This is a genomic window from Burkholderia sp. BCC1047, assembly GCF_902833155.1.
Taxonomy (GTDB): Bacteria; Pseudomonadota; Gammaproteobacteria; order Burkholderiales; family Burkholderiaceae; genus Burkholderia; species Burkholderia sola.
On sequence record NZ_CADFEH010000034.1, the window covers coordinates 1 to 16,636 of the forward strand.

Below are 16,636 nucleotides of genomic sequence, written 5' to 3' on the forward strand. Positions count from 1 at the left end.
AGCCACGTCGATCACTCCGTTCCCCTGCCCGTTGCCGAGCAGGTCAGTGTTCTACGTGGGTCAATATTCGATGCAAATTACTGCGTAGGGTGGGTCAGGATTCCGTGCAAATCAACATGTATATGAACGTGTTCACGACTGGCTGCGGAGGCGATTCGGCACTACGCCATGCGCTATCATGAGGCGACCGATTTCAAATACGGCAGCAATGCGTGGATTGCTGACTGGAGCGATTTTGCGGCCAGTCGCAACCTCATGATAGTGCCGTCCATCACAGTGGACCCTGTCCAACATGGCGGACATGTCATAGACGGCTTCCGGTACCAGTTCACCTTCACCTGACACAATCCCCGCTGTCAGCGAATGATTGCCACCTGCGACAAACGCAATGCCCCACGGCAGCCAGAGCAACACACAGTGGTTTTTGAAATCCTGCTCCCATGGACCCGCCGCTTTGCCGGTGCCGATTGATGAGAGTGTATTTGCAATGCGCTGGCGATTCCACGGCCAAGGGAGCACTACGTCTGTCGACAGCCGTATGCGAAACTGCTCATTGGGTAGCTCGCGCTCGTAAAGTTCACCGGTTCGAAAATTATTGTCGGTGAAGAAAAACGTCGGACCTTCAATGTCAGCTGGCGCCTCATGCTCCGCATTCTCCACGACACCAAGCATTGCCTCAGCCTGAATCGGCCGGAGAATCAATTTGACAAGGTCGTACAGCGCGCCTGGATTTTTATCTGCGACAGCATGGGCCATGTCGATAATATTTTCGAAGGGCGTTTTGCGCTTTATGCGCTTACGGGGCCTGAGTTGCCGAAGTATTTTGAAACGCCAGCGTTCCAAGAAGCTCATTCCAATGGTTTGTGGGTCCACAACCTTCAAATCGCCCAGATTTTCCGACATCGTTGTTCCTCTTTTTTCTTTGTACCTATGAGGCCCCGAACTTGATGGAGGCGCCGTCGTTGCGATGGCACAGGCGCCTCGATTATCGCATCTAGGCGTATAGCTTTTCGAAGGTCCTTGCTTCTGCGGGCGCGCGAGTGGTACTCCGAACGTTTGCCCTATTGATGACATGTCAACCGGCGAGTGACATGCCGCAACATATTCGCGCTGGCATATCACGAGTTGCGTGCTTGAAATGAAAACTTGAGTGCGCCGATTGCTTTAAGCTTGGCCTCGATGGCTGCGTGAAAATTTGGGTCCGATTCACGGTGATCCACCATTACCTGCTGAATGTGCCGAGCGGTCGCTATACGCCCGACAAAATTCCAGAGGTCTTGGTTTTCGACGGTCAGTTCTGTGCTTTTGACTCGTTCGACGACCTTGCTCAATGCCTCCTGATAAGCTTGACCGATCAACTTCATCGCTTCACTGAAGGTCCCCCAGGACAGCAAGGAACCACCGTTCCATAAACCCGAGTTGCGCATGTACCAGTCATCAAGCGACGGAAGTTCGTCGTTCGAGAGGCCGACTTCGAGGCGCAAACGAAGGGCATGACGATAGAAAAGGCGAAAATCTCCGTCCTCTGCTTCTGCTAGTTCAGACCATGCATCGTAGTGGTCGACATCGGATTTGAGCCTTTCGTATATGGCATGGAACGGAGGAATCTCTCGCAACATTGCATCGCCGGCGCGAGCTGTGAACCAAGAATCGAGGTAAGCACGAAGGGGGGAGAGACCGTGCCGAAGGTCATTCGATTCATCGAATTTAACAGAAAATGAAGATGCTCCCGTTCTAGGGTGATGTGCCAGCGCAGGGGTCCAGTACGCGGCTCCAGAGGAGGTGTCAACGTGGAACAAAATTGTAATAGTTGGGGTCGCTTTCCATAGGTTGTACGTCGAAGTTTTGACGGACACTGACGACTCGCCATCCTTAAATGTGATCATCTTGCTAGATTTGACTTGACATTTCGCGATGCGCCCGGTGACCTTGTTGCGTTCAACAATTTCGATTTCACCGTCAATGCCAAAATCGTCGTCCCCCGCTTGACGTCGAAAAATCCAACCCTCTTTCTCGAAGATGACCTGAAGCTGGCTTACACCTAGGCGGCCCGTTTGATTATTTTCGTCGGGGAGGTTAGAGTCCATAGGGAGGTATATAAAGAGTTCGAATAACGCTGCATCGCTCCTCGCTTCCATTGCACGGTAGCGAACGCGCCACTGACGATATTTCAGTGCTTGTGCAGGCCAAGCTTGTCGAAGAGTACTCTATTCCGTCGATTGGCATCTCGAAGTAGCTTATCGTACGAGATGATCTCGATCGAGCCATTCCCACCGGGTAGCGAGTAGAAGTACCCTTCGTTGTCAGCGGTCCTGTGGTAACGCATAGCGACCTGCCGCTGCAGCGTCGGGGTCAAATCGGCTATGAGGTAACCCGTATATCTCAGGCGTTCGGGATTTATCGGTCGGCCGTCGATGTCCTTAACCCCGCCTTGGTCGATCTCTACGAAACGCTGGATGATTTGGTCGGCAGGGTCTTTGTCATAGTTGTCCCGGCCTGGCCGTTTGAACTCGACGATTACGACTCCGCCACCGGGCAGATTGTCTGGTTCAGCAACTCCAATGGGGGTGTCGTAGAAGAACGCAAATATATCTGGCTCCTTTCCGGACGTCTGGCCGAGGCCGGGCACCTTGTTCAGTTTCTTGTCGGAAGTCAACAGCGTATGAAAGCACAGACGTTCGTCAATGAGCCAAAGATTTTGCTGGTCGAGAAAGATGTCTTTTGACGAAACGCCCATTGGGAAGATCATTTTGTGCAGCACCTTCTCGAAGGGGTACATCTCGTCGTTTTGTACTCGCTTAAGGCTTTGATTAACCAAGTCCAGGATTGTGCGCCGATGCGCAACATAGTCGGCCAGTTTAGCTTTGCCAACATCATTCATTTCTTCCATCAGGCCTTTGATGCGCTCCTGATACGCATCAAACGATTCCTTTTCGATAAGCGCCGCGACATGGCGCTCCTCGACCCGAATACTGTCTTCAATTTCGCGGCGAATATGAAGCAGGGCTTCGTCAAGTTGTTCATCCTTGAGGCCAGGCTGCACTCGCTGCTCAAGGATCGGACGATATTTTTCATGAGTGAGAACGCGGTACTCAGGTGCTCGCTCAACGAAGCGACCGATTTGGGCGATCTTCTCCTCGTTGGTAACCTTGAGATCGGCAGCAAGGACAGACCGTAGCGCTGCCGCAAGTCCTTTGTTAAGCGCCTGACGCGAAACGAGGGTTTCCTCAAGTTCGGGCTCTTCCTCGGATTGAAATGCAATCTTTGTACGTTCCTGATTGGCGTGGTCGTCGAGATACTCCCCCGTCACAAGCACTATCAGTGTGTAGGCTTCCTGCGCGTCGTCCACCAGTCGCTCCGGAAGTTCGGGGAGCAGATCGCGCAACTTGTACGTCATCACGTCGCGGCCGTTCGCGCACAAGTGATAGTCGTGACGCGAGCGACCGTCACGGTGTCGGAATGCTTGGAGCGCGAACGTGTGTCCATGCACGTCAAAGAAACGATCTTCGATGTGCGGCTGGACGGTGGACTGGAAAAGCTTATGGAGGTCTATTGGTTCGTACCTGGGAGCTTCAAGTGTCATGCGGGGGCAAGAGCGCGCAGCAAAGCGAATGAGAAAATGTGCAACGATACGTGCGGCAAGTATCGCGGGATCGGTCGGCCACGCGGCGCGGTATCGGTCTGCTAAACCGCGCACTCGAACCGTCGTGCCAGTCGGAGCGCTGGTCGGGGTGACCTTGTCTGCCCCATTAAGCTCTTCGGTGATCGAGAAACTGAAGTTGCGTGCGAAATGCTTGCCGTCGCGCTCGTAGACGCTACTTATTTCGCAATGGTTGAAGACCTTGAGGAAGGTGAATCTGCCGACGCCCTTGCCGCCGAGCTTAACTTTCGAGAGTGTGTATGCCTCTCCGAAAGAAGCGATGTTGAGTTCATTGAATCCGACGCCATCATCAACCACGTCGAAGCCGTCCGTAATCAGCGTGTCGTCACCGCCTTTCTGAGCAAGGTCGTCGGACGGGAGTAGCTTGATTTTAATTGAACCGGCTGCAGAGCTGCCATGCTTATCCTCGATAGCGTCCATCGCGTTCGATACCGCCTCAAAGAGCGGCATGAGACCGCGCGACGGCGCTAAATCGAGTCTATCGACAAGTCCCCGGATGTTGGTAAGCATGGCATCCCTCGTTCTGCATTTTTTGTCGCACTGGTACGAGTCACCTCGTCACGGAATCTCGATTCTAATGCACGCTTGAGCATTTGCACCGACCGACTTGCATGTCGGAAACTGATGGAGCGGGGCACCCAGTCATGTTCAATCGCCGTCCGCGCACGCTCGCTTGACCGTCGCAGTGCCGACCCCGAAGTGCTCTGCCGTCCCTCGAATGCTCGCGCCGTTCTCAGCGCGCCACTCCTTGATCGCTGCGTAGTCGTTCGACCGCGCTCGCCCCTTGTACTTTCCATCTGCCTTGGCAATTGCGATGCCCCGACGCTGCATCTCGGCGCGGTTCAGGTAGTCGGCTTCGCCCTGCGCGGCCATGAATGCAAGGATCGCGTCGCGCGTTGCTTTCTCGATGGGGTCCTTTGCTTTCCCATCGAACACCATCCCGTTGAGCGTGCATTCGACACGCACGCCCAGTTGCATGAGTCGGCGCATGGTCGCGTGTAGCTCGTCGTAGCGGCGACTGATCCGGTCCAGCCAGCGCACGATGAGAATGCCTCCGTGACGCAGATCGTGTTCGGCTCTGCCCCACTGTTCCCGTGCGTCAGGAGCCACGTGATAGCCGCTCACGCCCTCGTCAATGAAAACGTCCTTTTCCTGCACGCCGTGGGCTTTGGCGTCCTCGTACTGGCTCGCGGATGACTGGCCGTCCGTGGTCGAAATTCGCCCGTAATAGAGCTTGCGCATGGCTTTGCGATGGATCTTTTAAGATGGTAGATCAATTATATCATCTGGATCAACAACGGTTGACCCTATTGATCCATGCGCCAGCCCCTGAGCGGATAGCTCATTACAGTGTACCCAAGTGATCCATATTTATGAATGGCGTGCGCGCTGGTGTTTATGCGTGCTGCTCCCGTTGACTCTGCGAGTTGCGGTAGGCTACGGCATTCGATATCAGGCTTTGTTCGATGTCGTTTTTGACCAAACGGAGACTAAACTGAGGTTCCTACCTGACGGGCCGTCGATCCCAAATGAGCTGCTAAGCCTCAGGGATAAAGGCGAAGTAGTATTTTTTTGTGGCGCTGGTGTTTCTATGCCAGTTGGCTTACCGAGTTTTTTCAAACTCACGAAGTGCGTCATGACGCGTCTGGGTGTTTCCCCAGCGTCAAAAATTGGCAAGCTCATGGCGCCTGCAATGGAGAAAAACGACCCGGACCTGGCGCCGCCGTTGGATCAAGTATTTGGCCTTCTTCATAGAGAGTATTCCCGTCCGAGGGTCGAGCGGGAGGTCAATTGGCTATTGAAGATACCAAAGGCAGCAAATCCGACTAAGCATGAAGCTATCCTCCGTCTCTCTGCTGATGCTTCCGGTACTCCGCTCGTAGTGACGACAAACTTCGATCTGATGTTTGAGCGGGCGAATAGACAGCTGCGTCGGTGGACACCACCGTTGCTGCCACCGATGACAGCCATGGAGGTGCCGACGGGGATTGTTTATCTTCACGGCCGTTTGCGGCAGCAGAGCGACGATGGTCAGAATCTCGTGCTGAGTTCGGCCGACTTCGGCCGTGCGTATCTTGCAGACGGCTGGGCGACGACATTTATGCGTCAGTTGCTTGAGCAGCGGGTGGTTGTGCTATTGGGATACTCAGCAAGTGATCCCCCGGTTCGTTATCTCCTCGAAGGTTTGTCCGCAAGCAATTCCGCGAAATTGCGCACAATTTATGCGTTCGACCGAGGGGAGCCGGAGACCGTGCGCGCGAAGTGGCACGAATTGGGTGTAACCGGTATAGCCTTTCGGCAGTTTGATGACTTATGGACAACGCTCGAAGCTTGGTCTGTTCGAGCAATCAACAAGGACTCGTGGACTGCAAGTGTTCTCGCGCATGCGCACACATCGCCACGGTCGTTGCTTCCACATCAGCGTGGTCAGGTTGTTGCGTTGGTCGAAACTCGAGAAGGCGCGAAAGCGTTTGCTGACGCTGAGCCCCCACCTCCAGCGGAATGGCTGTGTGTTTTTGATAAATTCTCGCGATATGGACGTCCAGAAAAGAATGGCTGGTCGAATGATGCAGCAGAGATCAATCCGCACGTAGAGTTTGGACTGGATGATGATCCACCTCGTCCTCCAGCGAATGGCCGGTCTACGGACGTAGGCGGTGTCGATCTGATCGGAACATTGGCCACTGATGACGATGGTCAGAACTACATGCGCCTCGCTGGGATGCGATCCTCTCCCGGTACCGTGGATTCGAAGCGTCTCTGGTGGCTGGTCCGTTGGTTTGAGCGAGTCGCAGAACAACCTGCCGCTATTTGGTGGGCCGCGCGGCAGCGGAGTCTACATTCATCGCTCTTGGAGGCTGTGGATCGTCGATTGAATGGGCGCAATGGAGCCGTTTCAGCATTTGAAGGCGAATCTAGACATATTTGGGCGCTCATGTCCGAGTCGTTCGCTGAGTTGCCGGAAGATGTAAGGGAGTTTTCATGGTATAGGCTTGCTGATCGAATTCGTACCGAGGGCTGGTCTACTTCCGTACTTCGCAAGCTTGAAAAAATCGCGCAGCCACGGCTTTCAGTGAAGGCTATGTCTGCCACCCGCCCATCCGTACCGCCTCCGATAGATGAATCGGTTGATATGGAGAGGCTTGTTCGATTTGAAGTTGTAACCGCGCAGCGACATGGAGCCGACATTAACGTCCCGGACCATCTCGTGCTTGCTGTTTTTCAGATTGTTCGGCGAATATTGCTCCGTTCAATAGACCTTCTGAACGAAATCATCGGATCGTTAAGTTATTTTAGGTTGCCTGCAATTGAACCTGATGCAAGACCGGGAGGGCATATCCGTCATCGTGAAGGTGTCGAGGCGGATTTCTTCTGGGCGGTTGAATTGTTTCAACGCTTGTGCGATCTTTATCCGGAAGACGCACGTGATGAGGTGGTGAAATGGCCTAAATCAGATAGGTATTTTTTTGACAAACTGAAATTACATTTTTGGCGGAATCGCATCGTATTTGATGGCGAGTGTGTTGAGCAGGGGCTTAATTGGTTATCTGATGAGGTGTTCTGGAATGCATATATGCGGCGGGAAGTGCTTCTGTTGCTCAGAGATCGATGGTGTGATGTTCGACCTGAGATCCGAAGGCGCATAGAGCAGAGGTTCATCGACGGTCGGCAACCGTATGAGGGGGAGGCGTCTGAGGACTATGAGCAGAGAGTTATTTTTGATGCCGGTACTTCTCTAGGATGGCTCGAACGGAATGGCTGCGAGTTATCGCGATCAGCCGTAAATATTCTCAGTGCTATCCGGAGAAGGCCGGGTTGGAGTGAGGATGCTGAGAAGGCTGCCGACCACGATTGGGATGGTAGAAGCGGCTGGGTTCAGCGAAAGACGGACCCAGAGAATTTGCTGCACCTGCCATTGGCCGAAATTGTCCCGCAAGCTCTTAAATTGTCACGACATGACAATTCAGATTTTGTCGAACACGCACCGTTCGCTGGACTTGCGTCGGCGCGGCCAGTCAGAGCACTCAGAGCTCTTTCGGTGTATGAACCAGGGGGCGACCATAGTGTATTTCTTTGGAAACAGTTGCTTTCCAATTGGCCGGATGCCGCGCCGAGAAAAGCACTTCTGATTTGTGCGTACAAGCTTGCTGACGCTCAAGAAGATTTATTTTTTAGAATTCGCTTTGAGGCTACATCATGGATTGAAAAATACTTGCCTCGCTTGTTTTCTTATCGAGAAAATGTCTTCTGGAGTCTATGGGACAGGGTATTCGATAAGATTATTGCGATGGGGGGTAGGGCAACGGAAAGTGCTATTCATGAGATAAGGCAGGGTGGGGAGGTGAAATCTTTTTCGAGGTCGATGGATTTTGCCATAAATGCACCGGTAGGTCGTATGGTTGAGACGTTGTTTTCTACTTTGGGGGAGAAGAGCTACCAATTAAATGAGGGGCTCGATGCTGAACTGCTTGAAAGAATCTGCCGAGCGCTTACATCCCCTGGTGACGGGGCGCATCATGCGGCTACCTTGGTTGGCCGACGATTGAACTTCCTCTTTTATGTGGACAGCCGATGGGTAAAGCGCCGAATACTTCAACTTTTCTCTCGCAAGAACACATTGTCGAACGCAGTATGGGCAGGTTTAATTTGGGAGGCAAATGTGCCTTCGGCTGCGCTCTTTCATTTGTTGAAGAGTGATTTTGTAGCGCTTTTCTCGGAATCCAAAAGTCTGTTGTCAGATGAGGAGCTGGAAAGGAATGCGGTACATATGTTGATCGTCGCCAGATATTGGTGGGCTAACGATAGGCGATATATTAATGCTGTAGAATGCCGTCGCATTCTACAGGAGATCAGTGATTTGGGGCGGCAGTCTGCATTATGGATGGTTGGTCGAATCGTGGTGGATCAGTCGGCGTGGGAAACATTTGGTAAGTCATTTTTTGTATCGACTTGGCCACAGGAAGTCGTATTGCAGTCTAGTGCTATCACGGAAAGCATGATTCGTATGGCTCAGGATCTACCCAATCTCTTCAATAAGGTTGTAGAGGCTGTGCGAGACTACCTTACCCCAATTGAGCATCCGGACGTGGTGCTTTATGGCTTGCGAGAAAAGATGACAGAAAATCTGTCACTCTCCAGAAGATGGCCAAAGCAGGTGCTTTTCTTGATAGACAGAATCATCGAACAGGCACCTAGCTATCCCCCTATGGGATTGCGGGAGCTACTGGATGAAATTGTCGAGGCTGCCCCTACTCTACGAGCCACAAAATCGTGGAGAAGACTACATAATTTATTGTCGGAATAGGGTGCTGATAGCGCCTTGTATTTTTACTGGGGCGCGATGTAGATGGCTCGTGAAGCGGGCCCGTCAACCACTCTGATTTCTCGTAGTAAATGACGCACTGAGTGGTTGACGACTCGACGATCGACAGGTCGGCGGGCGCTGATTTTGGTTGTGCTGGTGTGAAGGTCGGTAATTCGAATCTGCGATGAGTTTCGGCGGATAGCGTCAAGAAGACAGTCAAGAATCGTCACGGCGCCTTTATCGTGGCGAGCGGACTTTGGTATGATCTTTGGAGGCATCTTCCGCAATCACACTTTAGGTCGACTGCGGCCTCTGCGTGAAGGCTAAATTTAATATTTATGTTTGTTATTTGTAATTTTCATGTAACACATACGCAGTCCCGGCGTTTTGATGTCTAGTTACGGTCGGACGCGTTCTGTACAAAACGGGGTGACCGCATGAGCGGGGAAGTCTTGCTGAAGGTGCTGCGCGGAGGCTATGCGCAGTTCGACCGCATCGTCAAACTTGACACGCCGGTTGGTGACGACTGGCTCACGCCGCTGTACGTCAAGATCAACGCGCGGCTTGGGCGCAATTTCGAGGTGACCGTTGACGCCTCATCCGTCATGGGCGACAAGATCAAGCTCAACGCTCTGATGCTGCAACCCGTCACGCTCTGGATTCGGCAGACTGACGGAGGCTATCTGCCGATCCATGGCTATGTGCAGCGGGCTCGCCGCCTTGGAAACGATGGAACCGTCTCGTATTTTCAGCTTCAGTTCTCTTCGTGGTTAAGCTTCCTCAAGCTCAGCAGCGATCGGCGCGACTGGCAGGAAGCCAGCGGCTGGCAGATTCTCACCGACGTCTTCGAAAAACATCCGCAGGCTTCCGGCAACTATGGTCAGGAGCTACGCGCGGCGATGCGCTCGTATTCGCACCGTGTGCAGTGGGAAACCGACTGGAATTTTGTCCACCGGAGTCTGGAAGAGGTCGGCGTGTTTCCGCGATTCGATTTCGCGAAGGATGGCAAATCGCACAAGGTCGTCATGATGGACGACCTCTATTTTGGGCCATCGTTACCGAATTCGGAGATGAAGTTCAGCCACGCGGGTACCGACGAGGATTTCGACGGACTTACCCAGTTGAGCGAACAGCAGGACGCCCAAAGTGCGACGCTGACGCTCGGGACCGCCGACTACAAGCGACCTGACCTCGATAAACAGGCGAGCACGCCAGCGGCCGACTTGGAGGAGTTACCTGGTCAGGGCGAAGAGTATCTCTATACCGGCTCACAGACGTGGGCCGAATCTGATGCTGGACAACAACAGGCCCGCATCCGCACCGAGGAATGGGCATCGCGAGCAAAACGCTATTTCGCGATCGGCAGTCCCCGCTATGCATTGCCAGGCTACTGGTTCAAGGTGTCGGGACATCCCCTCTTCGATGCATTGCCGGAAGAGGAACGCGAGCTGTCGATCATCGCGAGCGACTGGCTGATCCAAAATAACTTGCCCGGCATGGATGCGCTCACGCGATTCCCGCGCAGCCTGCGCAGCGCGATCGAACAGGTCAAGGTGGCCGGAACTGGTACGACCGTGAGCCACCGCGATGGCGGTACCGGATTTTTTCACGTCGAGATCGAAGCGCAACTTCGCAAGACGCCATTTCGCAGCCCATTCGAGCATGAGAAGCCGGAAATGCATTTGCAGACGGCAATTGTCGTAACCGATAGTGACGAGGAAATCGTCACAGACGACGGCAATCGTGTGCGGGTCCGGACGTCGAACAGTCGAAAGGATCGCAATACGAAGTCTACGTCGTGGATTCGCGCGGCGATGCCGGACGCGGGCGCTAGGCGCGGCGGCTATTTCCCGTTGCGCAAAGATGACCAAGTGCTTCTAGGATTCGTAAATGGCGATTGCGACCGACCGGTGATCATCTCGCGACTGCACGGGGGCGCGACGATGCCGGTATGGCATACGCACGGCCTGCTGTCTGGTTTCCGCTCTCGCGAGTATGGTGGCGACGGCTTCAACCAGCTTGTCATGGACGACTCGAGCGGGCAGAACCGGGCTCAACTTTACTCGTCGAGCTACAGTTCTCACCTGCATCTCGGCTATCTGATCGAACAGTCCGATAACACGCGCGGCTCGTTCGTTGGCAGTGGCTTTGATCTCAAGTCGGAGGCGCATGGAGCGATTCGGGCGGTACAAGGCCTGTCGATCTCGACTCACCCGGCAGCGGTACAGCCAATGAACGTATCGGCCGCGACCGATCAGCTCGCAGCTTCGGAGGCAGTATTAGAGACGGTCTCGCAGGCGAGCGAAACGAATCGGGCCGAAAGCCTGCAGGACGGCAGCGATGCGATGAAGGCCTTTACTGAGATGACGCAGGGCAACGTTCCGGGCGTCACCAAAGGTGGCCGCACGGCTGGCGGTGGAACGGGGAATGCCAGTGGCTTTGCGAAACCGGCGTTGCTGCTGTCGAGCCCGGCAGGTGTCGGCCTATCCAGCCAGCAATCGATTCACGCGTCGGCGAATCAACAGGTCAACTTGGTAGCGGGGAAAAATGTCAATCTCGCAGCCGGGAAGTCGCTGCTCGCGAGCGTGATGAGCAAGATCAGCCTGTACGCTCAAAACCTCGGGATCAAAATTTTCGCGACCAAAGGCCCTATCGAAATTCAGGCTCAGAACGATGCGTTGACGATGCTGGCGCAGCAGGACGTCAAGATCGAGAGTGCATCGGGACGGATGATTCTGCGCGCAGAGAAGGAACTGATTCTTAATGTCGGTGGATCGTATATCAAGATCACGCCTGACATGATCGAGAACGGGACGTCGGGCCAGATTCTCGAAAAATGCGCGTCGTGGGACAAGCCCGGTGCGTCGACCATGACGTTGCGTGATCCGCTGAACGGCACGCCGATTTCGAAGCATGGTGGTTACGCCGACGATTTCTCTGGTTGATCGAGATGCCCCGTTCCTGAAGCACGATAACGACTTACGATTTCAATTGCCATGACGGATAAGCACCCTCCTAAAAAACAACCTCCCAAGACGCCTGAGCCGGACGCCAAACCCGCGTACACGCCTCTTGCATGGAGCTATCCATTTTCGCCTGCTACCAAGGAAGGTGCAGCGTCCGATGCCGCAGACCCCATGACCTACATGAAGGTGCTTGCGACTGCGGAGGATGGATTTTATCCACTGGGAGCTAGCGGCATCTGGCACGGCGGCATTCACTTCGGGCAGAAAACAGGTGAGGCCCTGAAACAGGACGAAGGCGTACGCGCGATCGCCACGGGCGAGGTTGTCGCTTACCGACTCGACAACGAATACCCCACGCTGACCTACCAGGACCAGCGTCATGCGTTGTACTCGCGGGGCTTCGTGTTGATCCGCCATACATTGCAATTGCCACCCGCACCGATAAAGACGCAACCAGCACCCGCCCCCGCAAATGCACCCGCCGGATCACCCGCCTCAGGGGGCAATGCAACGCCTCCGCCGCCAGCCCCGACACCAGCTCCCGCGTCCTCCGGTCCGCCACCCGGTGAAACGCTGACGTTCTTCAGTCTGTACATGCATACGCTCGACTGGAAAACGTATAAAGCCGCGCTCGATCAGCCCAAAACGGAGAGTGCGGACACCAAGGCGCCGCAACTCAAGCCTCTTCCGTACTGGGAAGCTGACCGCTCGTATCGAGCATTGAAACCGAACAAACAGGACCTTCCGAAACCGAAGCCGATCGATCCGAGTGCGCCCGATGACGATTCGTCGCCGCAGCAACGAGGCCCAGATGATGCGCTGCCGGAGCCTGTATCGGGTGTGCGGGTTCGCATTACTCCGAACGCCAAGCTCCTCGGTTTGCTACCCGAGGGCACGGAACTCACTGTGAATGAGGCCGATAACGGTGGGCGCAAGGGCTGGGCAAAAATCACGAAGATCATTAAAGGTGATCCGGTGGGCCCAGTCGTTGGTCAGCCGCCCGACGTGCAACTGAAGTGGGGTTACGTTTTCGTTTCGGAGCTCGAGCCGATTCCCCAGTCTGGCCCCGTCGATAAGGTGGTCGTGCTCAAGAAGCCGTACCCCGTCAAGGCGGGAGACGTTGTTGCGCATATCGGACAATACCAGCGATACAGGGAAGCGAAGCCCACACCGCCGTTGCCCACCCGACCGTTGCTGCACCTCGAAGTTTTTGCGGGCAACGATCTTCCAGCGTTCATCGCCAAGAGTCAGGCGCGCGCGAAGGAATTGTCGGCGGCAGATCCGAATATGGACAAGCCTTTTCTGGAAGTTCTGACAGGTGCAAAACTCGTGACGAAAGCGCCTGATCCAGATTACACCCTTGAGCAGACGGGTTTGAAGCTTGTTCCCGTCAGCGATCCGAAATCGCGATGGGTCAAGGTACAGCCCAAGACAGTAAGAATTCCCGCCGTGCAACCGGAGCCTGCTGCTCCGGCTGGCAAGGGGAAGAAGCACAAGGCAAAGCCTGCGAAAAAACCTGAGGCAATCGAGACGCCGACCGGTATCCCGTTCTGGATCGACAGCACCCTAGGTCTTGTAAATCAAATGACGACGGCGCCTGTCAAGGGCTGGAAAGACTTTCCGCTAAAGGTTAGCCAAGCAGACGGGCCCCCAACGGACTTCCGGGTCATGTTTCGGGTGGTCGATCTCGACAAGCAGGGACCGCAAAGCTTGGCACGAGAAGACAAGGACGCGAGCGGAAAAACGAAACGCTGGTGGAATGTGACGGTCGGCACGAAAGACGGTGGAACCCGTCAAGGCTGGGTGCGTGAACGGGACCATCCCAAAGTGCAGCTGTGTAGCCAGTGGGACTGGCCGGGGTTCGAGCTCGTCGACAACAGTTCGACCACGATGGTCGATATGTTCAAGCGTTACCTGTTCGTCGCTGAACTGGCCATGGGAGAGGATCAGGATAACTTCAAGCCGAGTGCTGATGCATTGGCCACCAGTGAGCTCATCCAGAAGCTCGAAAAAGCCATTGATGTCAATCACGATGGCAAGGTTACTGCCGCGGAATTGGCGGATGCGCAGAAGACGCCATGGTTAGCCGAAGCAATCTCGCACATAGTCGTGAAAAGTGAGAGCGAATGGGGCGGCAACATGGGGAAGTGGGAGGACATCACGCCCCATATGAAGCTCGTGCCGTGGAAATGGCTGAACGAGATGGAGCGGATCAGAAAACTGCAGTGGTGGGAGGATGTTCAGGGGATTGACGCGAAGATTCTGCCGAAAGAGCCAAAGCCGTGGCATTTTCATCCGATCGGGCTGATTGGAAATTTTTCGGCATCAGGCTCCTGCAATTGCATAAACGTGGATGAGTTTTGCAAGCGATATGCGGATCAACATCCGACTGAATTTGGCTGGTTCGAAGGCAAGAAACATGTGACGTTGCCACCGATGAATCCCCAGTCGGTCAAGAGCTTGCATGATCTTGTGACCGAAATGATGAAGCAATACCCAGTCCATTTCAAGGAATGCAAAACAGAGTACCTTGCGTATATGCTGGCAACAGCTCGAATTGAGTCGTACGACTGGCATACTCAGCATTTCTTCTCCCCGATATGCGAAGGAATTTCATATGATGAGGCGGAGACAAATTACGGAGTTGGTCCTCATGCAACAGAGGCACATAAAAAACGGGCTATAGCCAACGGAAACACAGAAGCTGGAGATGGATATAAATATCGGGGGCGCGGACTGGTTCAACTTACGTGGAAAATTGGATACAAGAAATTTAAAGAAATAGCTGGTGCCGATATTGTCGCAAATCCAGATTTGGTCTTGGATTTACCGGTTGCGGTTAGAATTATGATGATTGGAATGAGGGACGGATTGTTTAGAGGGGGGAACTCGCTATCAACTCACCTCGATGGAACAAAGCCTGACTATTATCATGCTCGCTACATTATTAATGGCGATAGTCCGGCAGGATCAGGTCATCCAGACAAAGCCGAGCAGTTTCAGTTTTATGCCGAGAAATTTGAGAAGCTTATCAGGGAAACGAAATGATTGCTAAGTTTAGCTTTGGAACATGCCTCGCGTTTGCATTTGCGTCAACTGCACTGGCGGGCAGCTATCAGATTCCTGGTCTGGAAGTTTGCGATGCGAATTCATCTGGGAAGCACTGCGGCCTCCAGTTGGATAGCAGTGGTTATCTCGTGGATAGTGCTAGCGGTACACACTTGTCTTCTGATCCCGATTTCAAGGGAGTCGTGAGTGATGCTACTCTCTATGAGAGCAAGACAAGTCTGGCTTTGGAATACAGTGATTCTTCATCGTCAAAAAACTGGACCGTCCTCATCTTCTCCTACAAGAATGGCGAGTTGCATGCTAAGAATTACATATCGCTCTCGAAGATGACGTTAGTGAATGGTGAACGATGGGGCGGGCAAAGTTGCCGAGGGGATGTGGTCTTGACCAGGGGGAAAACCATTTTGGCGAGTGCCTTTAAGGGTCTGTGCAATGGGAATGTGAATAATGATTCGCCGACTCCGACCAACACAGAAGCAATCAGAGTTGCGAGCCAAGCAGGGCTTGTTGTAACAGTGCCAGCATACGATGCTGATACGAGAGTTTGGTCGGTGGCAACGTACGCTTTCCCTTCCAACAGCGTGCCCGACGCAAGCGCATTACTCTGCCTTTCTGGTTGCAAGACTGACCCAGTCCATCAGCGTTTAGGTGGATGGATTGGAAAGGATTTTTGGATAGATGCATCCTTGCCCAAAAGTGAGGCTGGCACGGTCGACGGCAGTTACATCTATCTGAAGAAAAAGGCGCCAATTTCAATTAAAGGAACAGTGGCGAATGGAAGTATGAGCTTAACAGAATATTCGAGCTCAGGAAACGTGCCTGTCGCGACATTCACTGGAAAGAAGTTTGATAGCGCATATGTTGGAACCTGGGCATCAAATAACAAAAAATACAAATTCCTCCTGGGAACAATACTTTATTGATTATCCCGCCATGATTGATCTTATCCGCATCGGCGACGACACCGACCATGGCGGCAAGGTCGAAACGGGCTCGGCGACCATGCGTTTCGATGGTCGCTATGTCGCCCGCAAGGGTGATCGCGTGTCGTGCCCCCAACATCCCGATGTCTCACCTAACCTCATCGAGGAAGGCGATCCATCGATGACGGATGATGGTATTCCGATCGCTCGTCACGGCCACCGCGCCACGTGCGGCTGTCACCTAATCTCAAGTCTCGTTTGAGTTTGAGGTCGAGCAGGTAGCCCAGTGTCGACACCATCATCGGTTATGTAGTGAAATCCGCACTCACAAATGTATAGTACCTAGTGCCCACACTTTTGCCGGGCTGGGGTGTTGGGTAACACATGGTTTGTTATTGGTAACGAGCGCTGTTTTTATGGCAACCGGCAACGATCGCCTCTCGAAAATTCGTGACTACCTGGCCACGGCGGGATTCACGCTGATGGCCCGTGAGTGGTGCGACGTATCGAGTCCGTACCGGTTCCGTTGCGAGAGCGGTCACGCTTCTTCGCAGTCGGGAGCTAGTCTTTTGCGCCTCGTCCGAGGGACGCGGGGCTTGCTACGATGCCGTCAATGCTGGATCGAGCAGACGATGACTCGAATCCACGAAACCGCTGGCTCGGCTGGAGGCCAGTGCCTGAGTAAGCGGTATCGTGGAAAAAGCGCACACTA

The 16,636-nt window shown here is 53.9% G+C and carries 9 protein-coding genes; 5 read left to right on the plus strand and 4 right to left on the minus strand.

Going from position 1 to position 16,636, the window contains the following annotated elements; genetic code table 11:
- Positions 1–132: 132 nt before the first annotated feature.
- From HWX55_RS28305 to HWX55_RS28320, 4 genes are all read right to left on the minus strand, one after another.
- Complete coding sequence (locus HWX55_RS28305) at positions 133–903, minus strand: DUF6710 family protein (protein ID WP_175978122.1); 771 nt, start codon at positions 901–903, stop codon at positions 133–135.
- A gap of 215 nt (positions 904–1,118) precedes the next feature.
- Positions 1,119–2,138, minus strand: coding sequence for a DUF4365 domain-containing protein (locus HWX55_RS28310; RefSeq protein WP_175978123.1), 1,020 nt, complete (start codon positions 2,136–2,138; stop codon positions 1,119–1,121).
- A gap of 32 nt (positions 2,139–2,170) precedes the next feature.
- Entirely contained in the window at positions 2,171–4,171 is a 2,001-nt protein-coding gene (locus HWX55_RS28315; protein WP_175978124.1) for an ATP-binding protein, read from the minus strand.
- A gap of 138 nt (positions 4,172–4,309) precedes the next feature.
- A complete protein-coding gene (locus HWX55_RS28320; RefSeq protein WP_175978125.1) occupies positions 4,310–4,903 on the minus strand; it encodes a recombinase family protein in 594 nt (197 codons plus the stop codon).
- Between the two features lie 394 nt (positions 4,904–5,297).
- Between HWX55_RS28320 and HWX55_RS28325 the strand changes: the two genes are divergently transcribed.
- The 5 genes from HWX55_RS28325 to HWX55_RS28345 all read left to right on the plus strand — a co-directional run bounded on the left by HWX55_RS28325 (position 5,298) and on the right by HWX55_RS28345 (position 16,186).
- On the plus strand, positions 5,298–8,966 hold the full coding sequence (locus tag HWX55_RS28325) for an SIR2 family protein (protein WP_175978126.1): 3,669 nt from the start codon (positions 5,298–5,300) through the stop codon (positions 8,964–8,966).
- A gap of 437 nt (positions 8,967–9,403) precedes the next feature.
- On the plus strand, positions 9,404–11,911 hold the full coding sequence (locus tag HWX55_RS28330; protein ID WP_089445342.1) for a type VI secretion system Vgr family protein: 2,508 nt from the start codon (positions 9,404–9,406) through the stop codon (positions 11,909–11,911).
- Positions 11,912–11,962: 51 nt separating this feature from the next.
- Positions 11,963–14,980, plus strand: a complete 3,018-nt coding sequence (locus HWX55_RS28335) for a lytic transglycosylase domain-containing protein (RefSeq protein WP_175978127.1) — start codon at positions 11,963–11,965, stop codon at positions 14,978–14,980.
- A complete protein-coding gene (locus HWX55_RS28340) occupies positions 14,977–15,924 on the plus strand; it encodes a hypothetical protein (RefSeq protein WP_175978128.1) in 948 nt (315 codons plus the stop codon). Before HWX55_RS28335 ends, HWX55_RS28340 begins: the two co-directional genes overlap by 4 nt.
- A 10-nt stretch (positions 15,925–15,934) precedes the next feature.
- Positions 15,935–16,186 (plus strand): PAAR domain-containing protein, encoded by a 252-nt coding sequence (locus HWX55_RS28345; protein WP_047900375.1) that lies wholly within the window; start codon positions 15,935–15,937, stop codon positions 16,184–16,186.
- Positions 16,187–16,636 lie beyond the last annotated feature (450 nt).

Coding starts and splice junctions, on each gene's coding strand:
- HWX55_RS28340 (WP_175978128.1), top strand. CDS start 14,977: ATGATTGCTAAGTTTAGCTTTGGAACATGCCTCGCGTTTGCATTTGCG.
- HWX55_RS28330 (WP_089445342.1), top strand. CDS start 9,404: ATGAGCGGGGAAGTCTTGCTGAAGGTGCTGCGCGGAGGCTATGCGCAG.
- HWX55_RS28325 (WP_175978126.1), top strand. CDS start 5,298: ATGACGCGTCTGGGTGTTTCCCCAGCGTCAAAAATTGGCAAGCTCATG.
- HWX55_RS28310 (WP_175978123.1), bottom strand. CDS start 2,138: ATGGAAGCGAGGAGCGATGCAGCGTTATTCGAACTCTTTATATACCTC.
- HWX55_RS28320 (WP_175978125.1), bottom strand. CDS start 4,903: ATGCGCAAGCTCTATTACGGGCGAATTTCGACCACGGACGGCCAGTCA.
- HWX55_RS28345 (WP_047900375.1), top strand. CDS start 15,935: ATGATTGATCTTATCCGCATCGGCGACGACACCGACCATGGCGGCAAG.
- HWX55_RS28305 (WP_175978122.1), bottom strand. CDS start 903: ATGTCGGAAAATCTGGGCGATTTGAAGGTTGTGGACCCACAAACCATT.
- HWX55_RS28335 (WP_175978127.1), top strand. CDS start 11,963: ATGACGGATAAGCACCCTCCTAAAAAACAACCTCCCAAGACGCCTGAG.
- HWX55_RS28315 (WP_175978124.1), bottom strand. CDS start 4,171: ATGCTTACCAACATCCGGGGACTTGTCGATAGACTCGATTTAGCGCCG.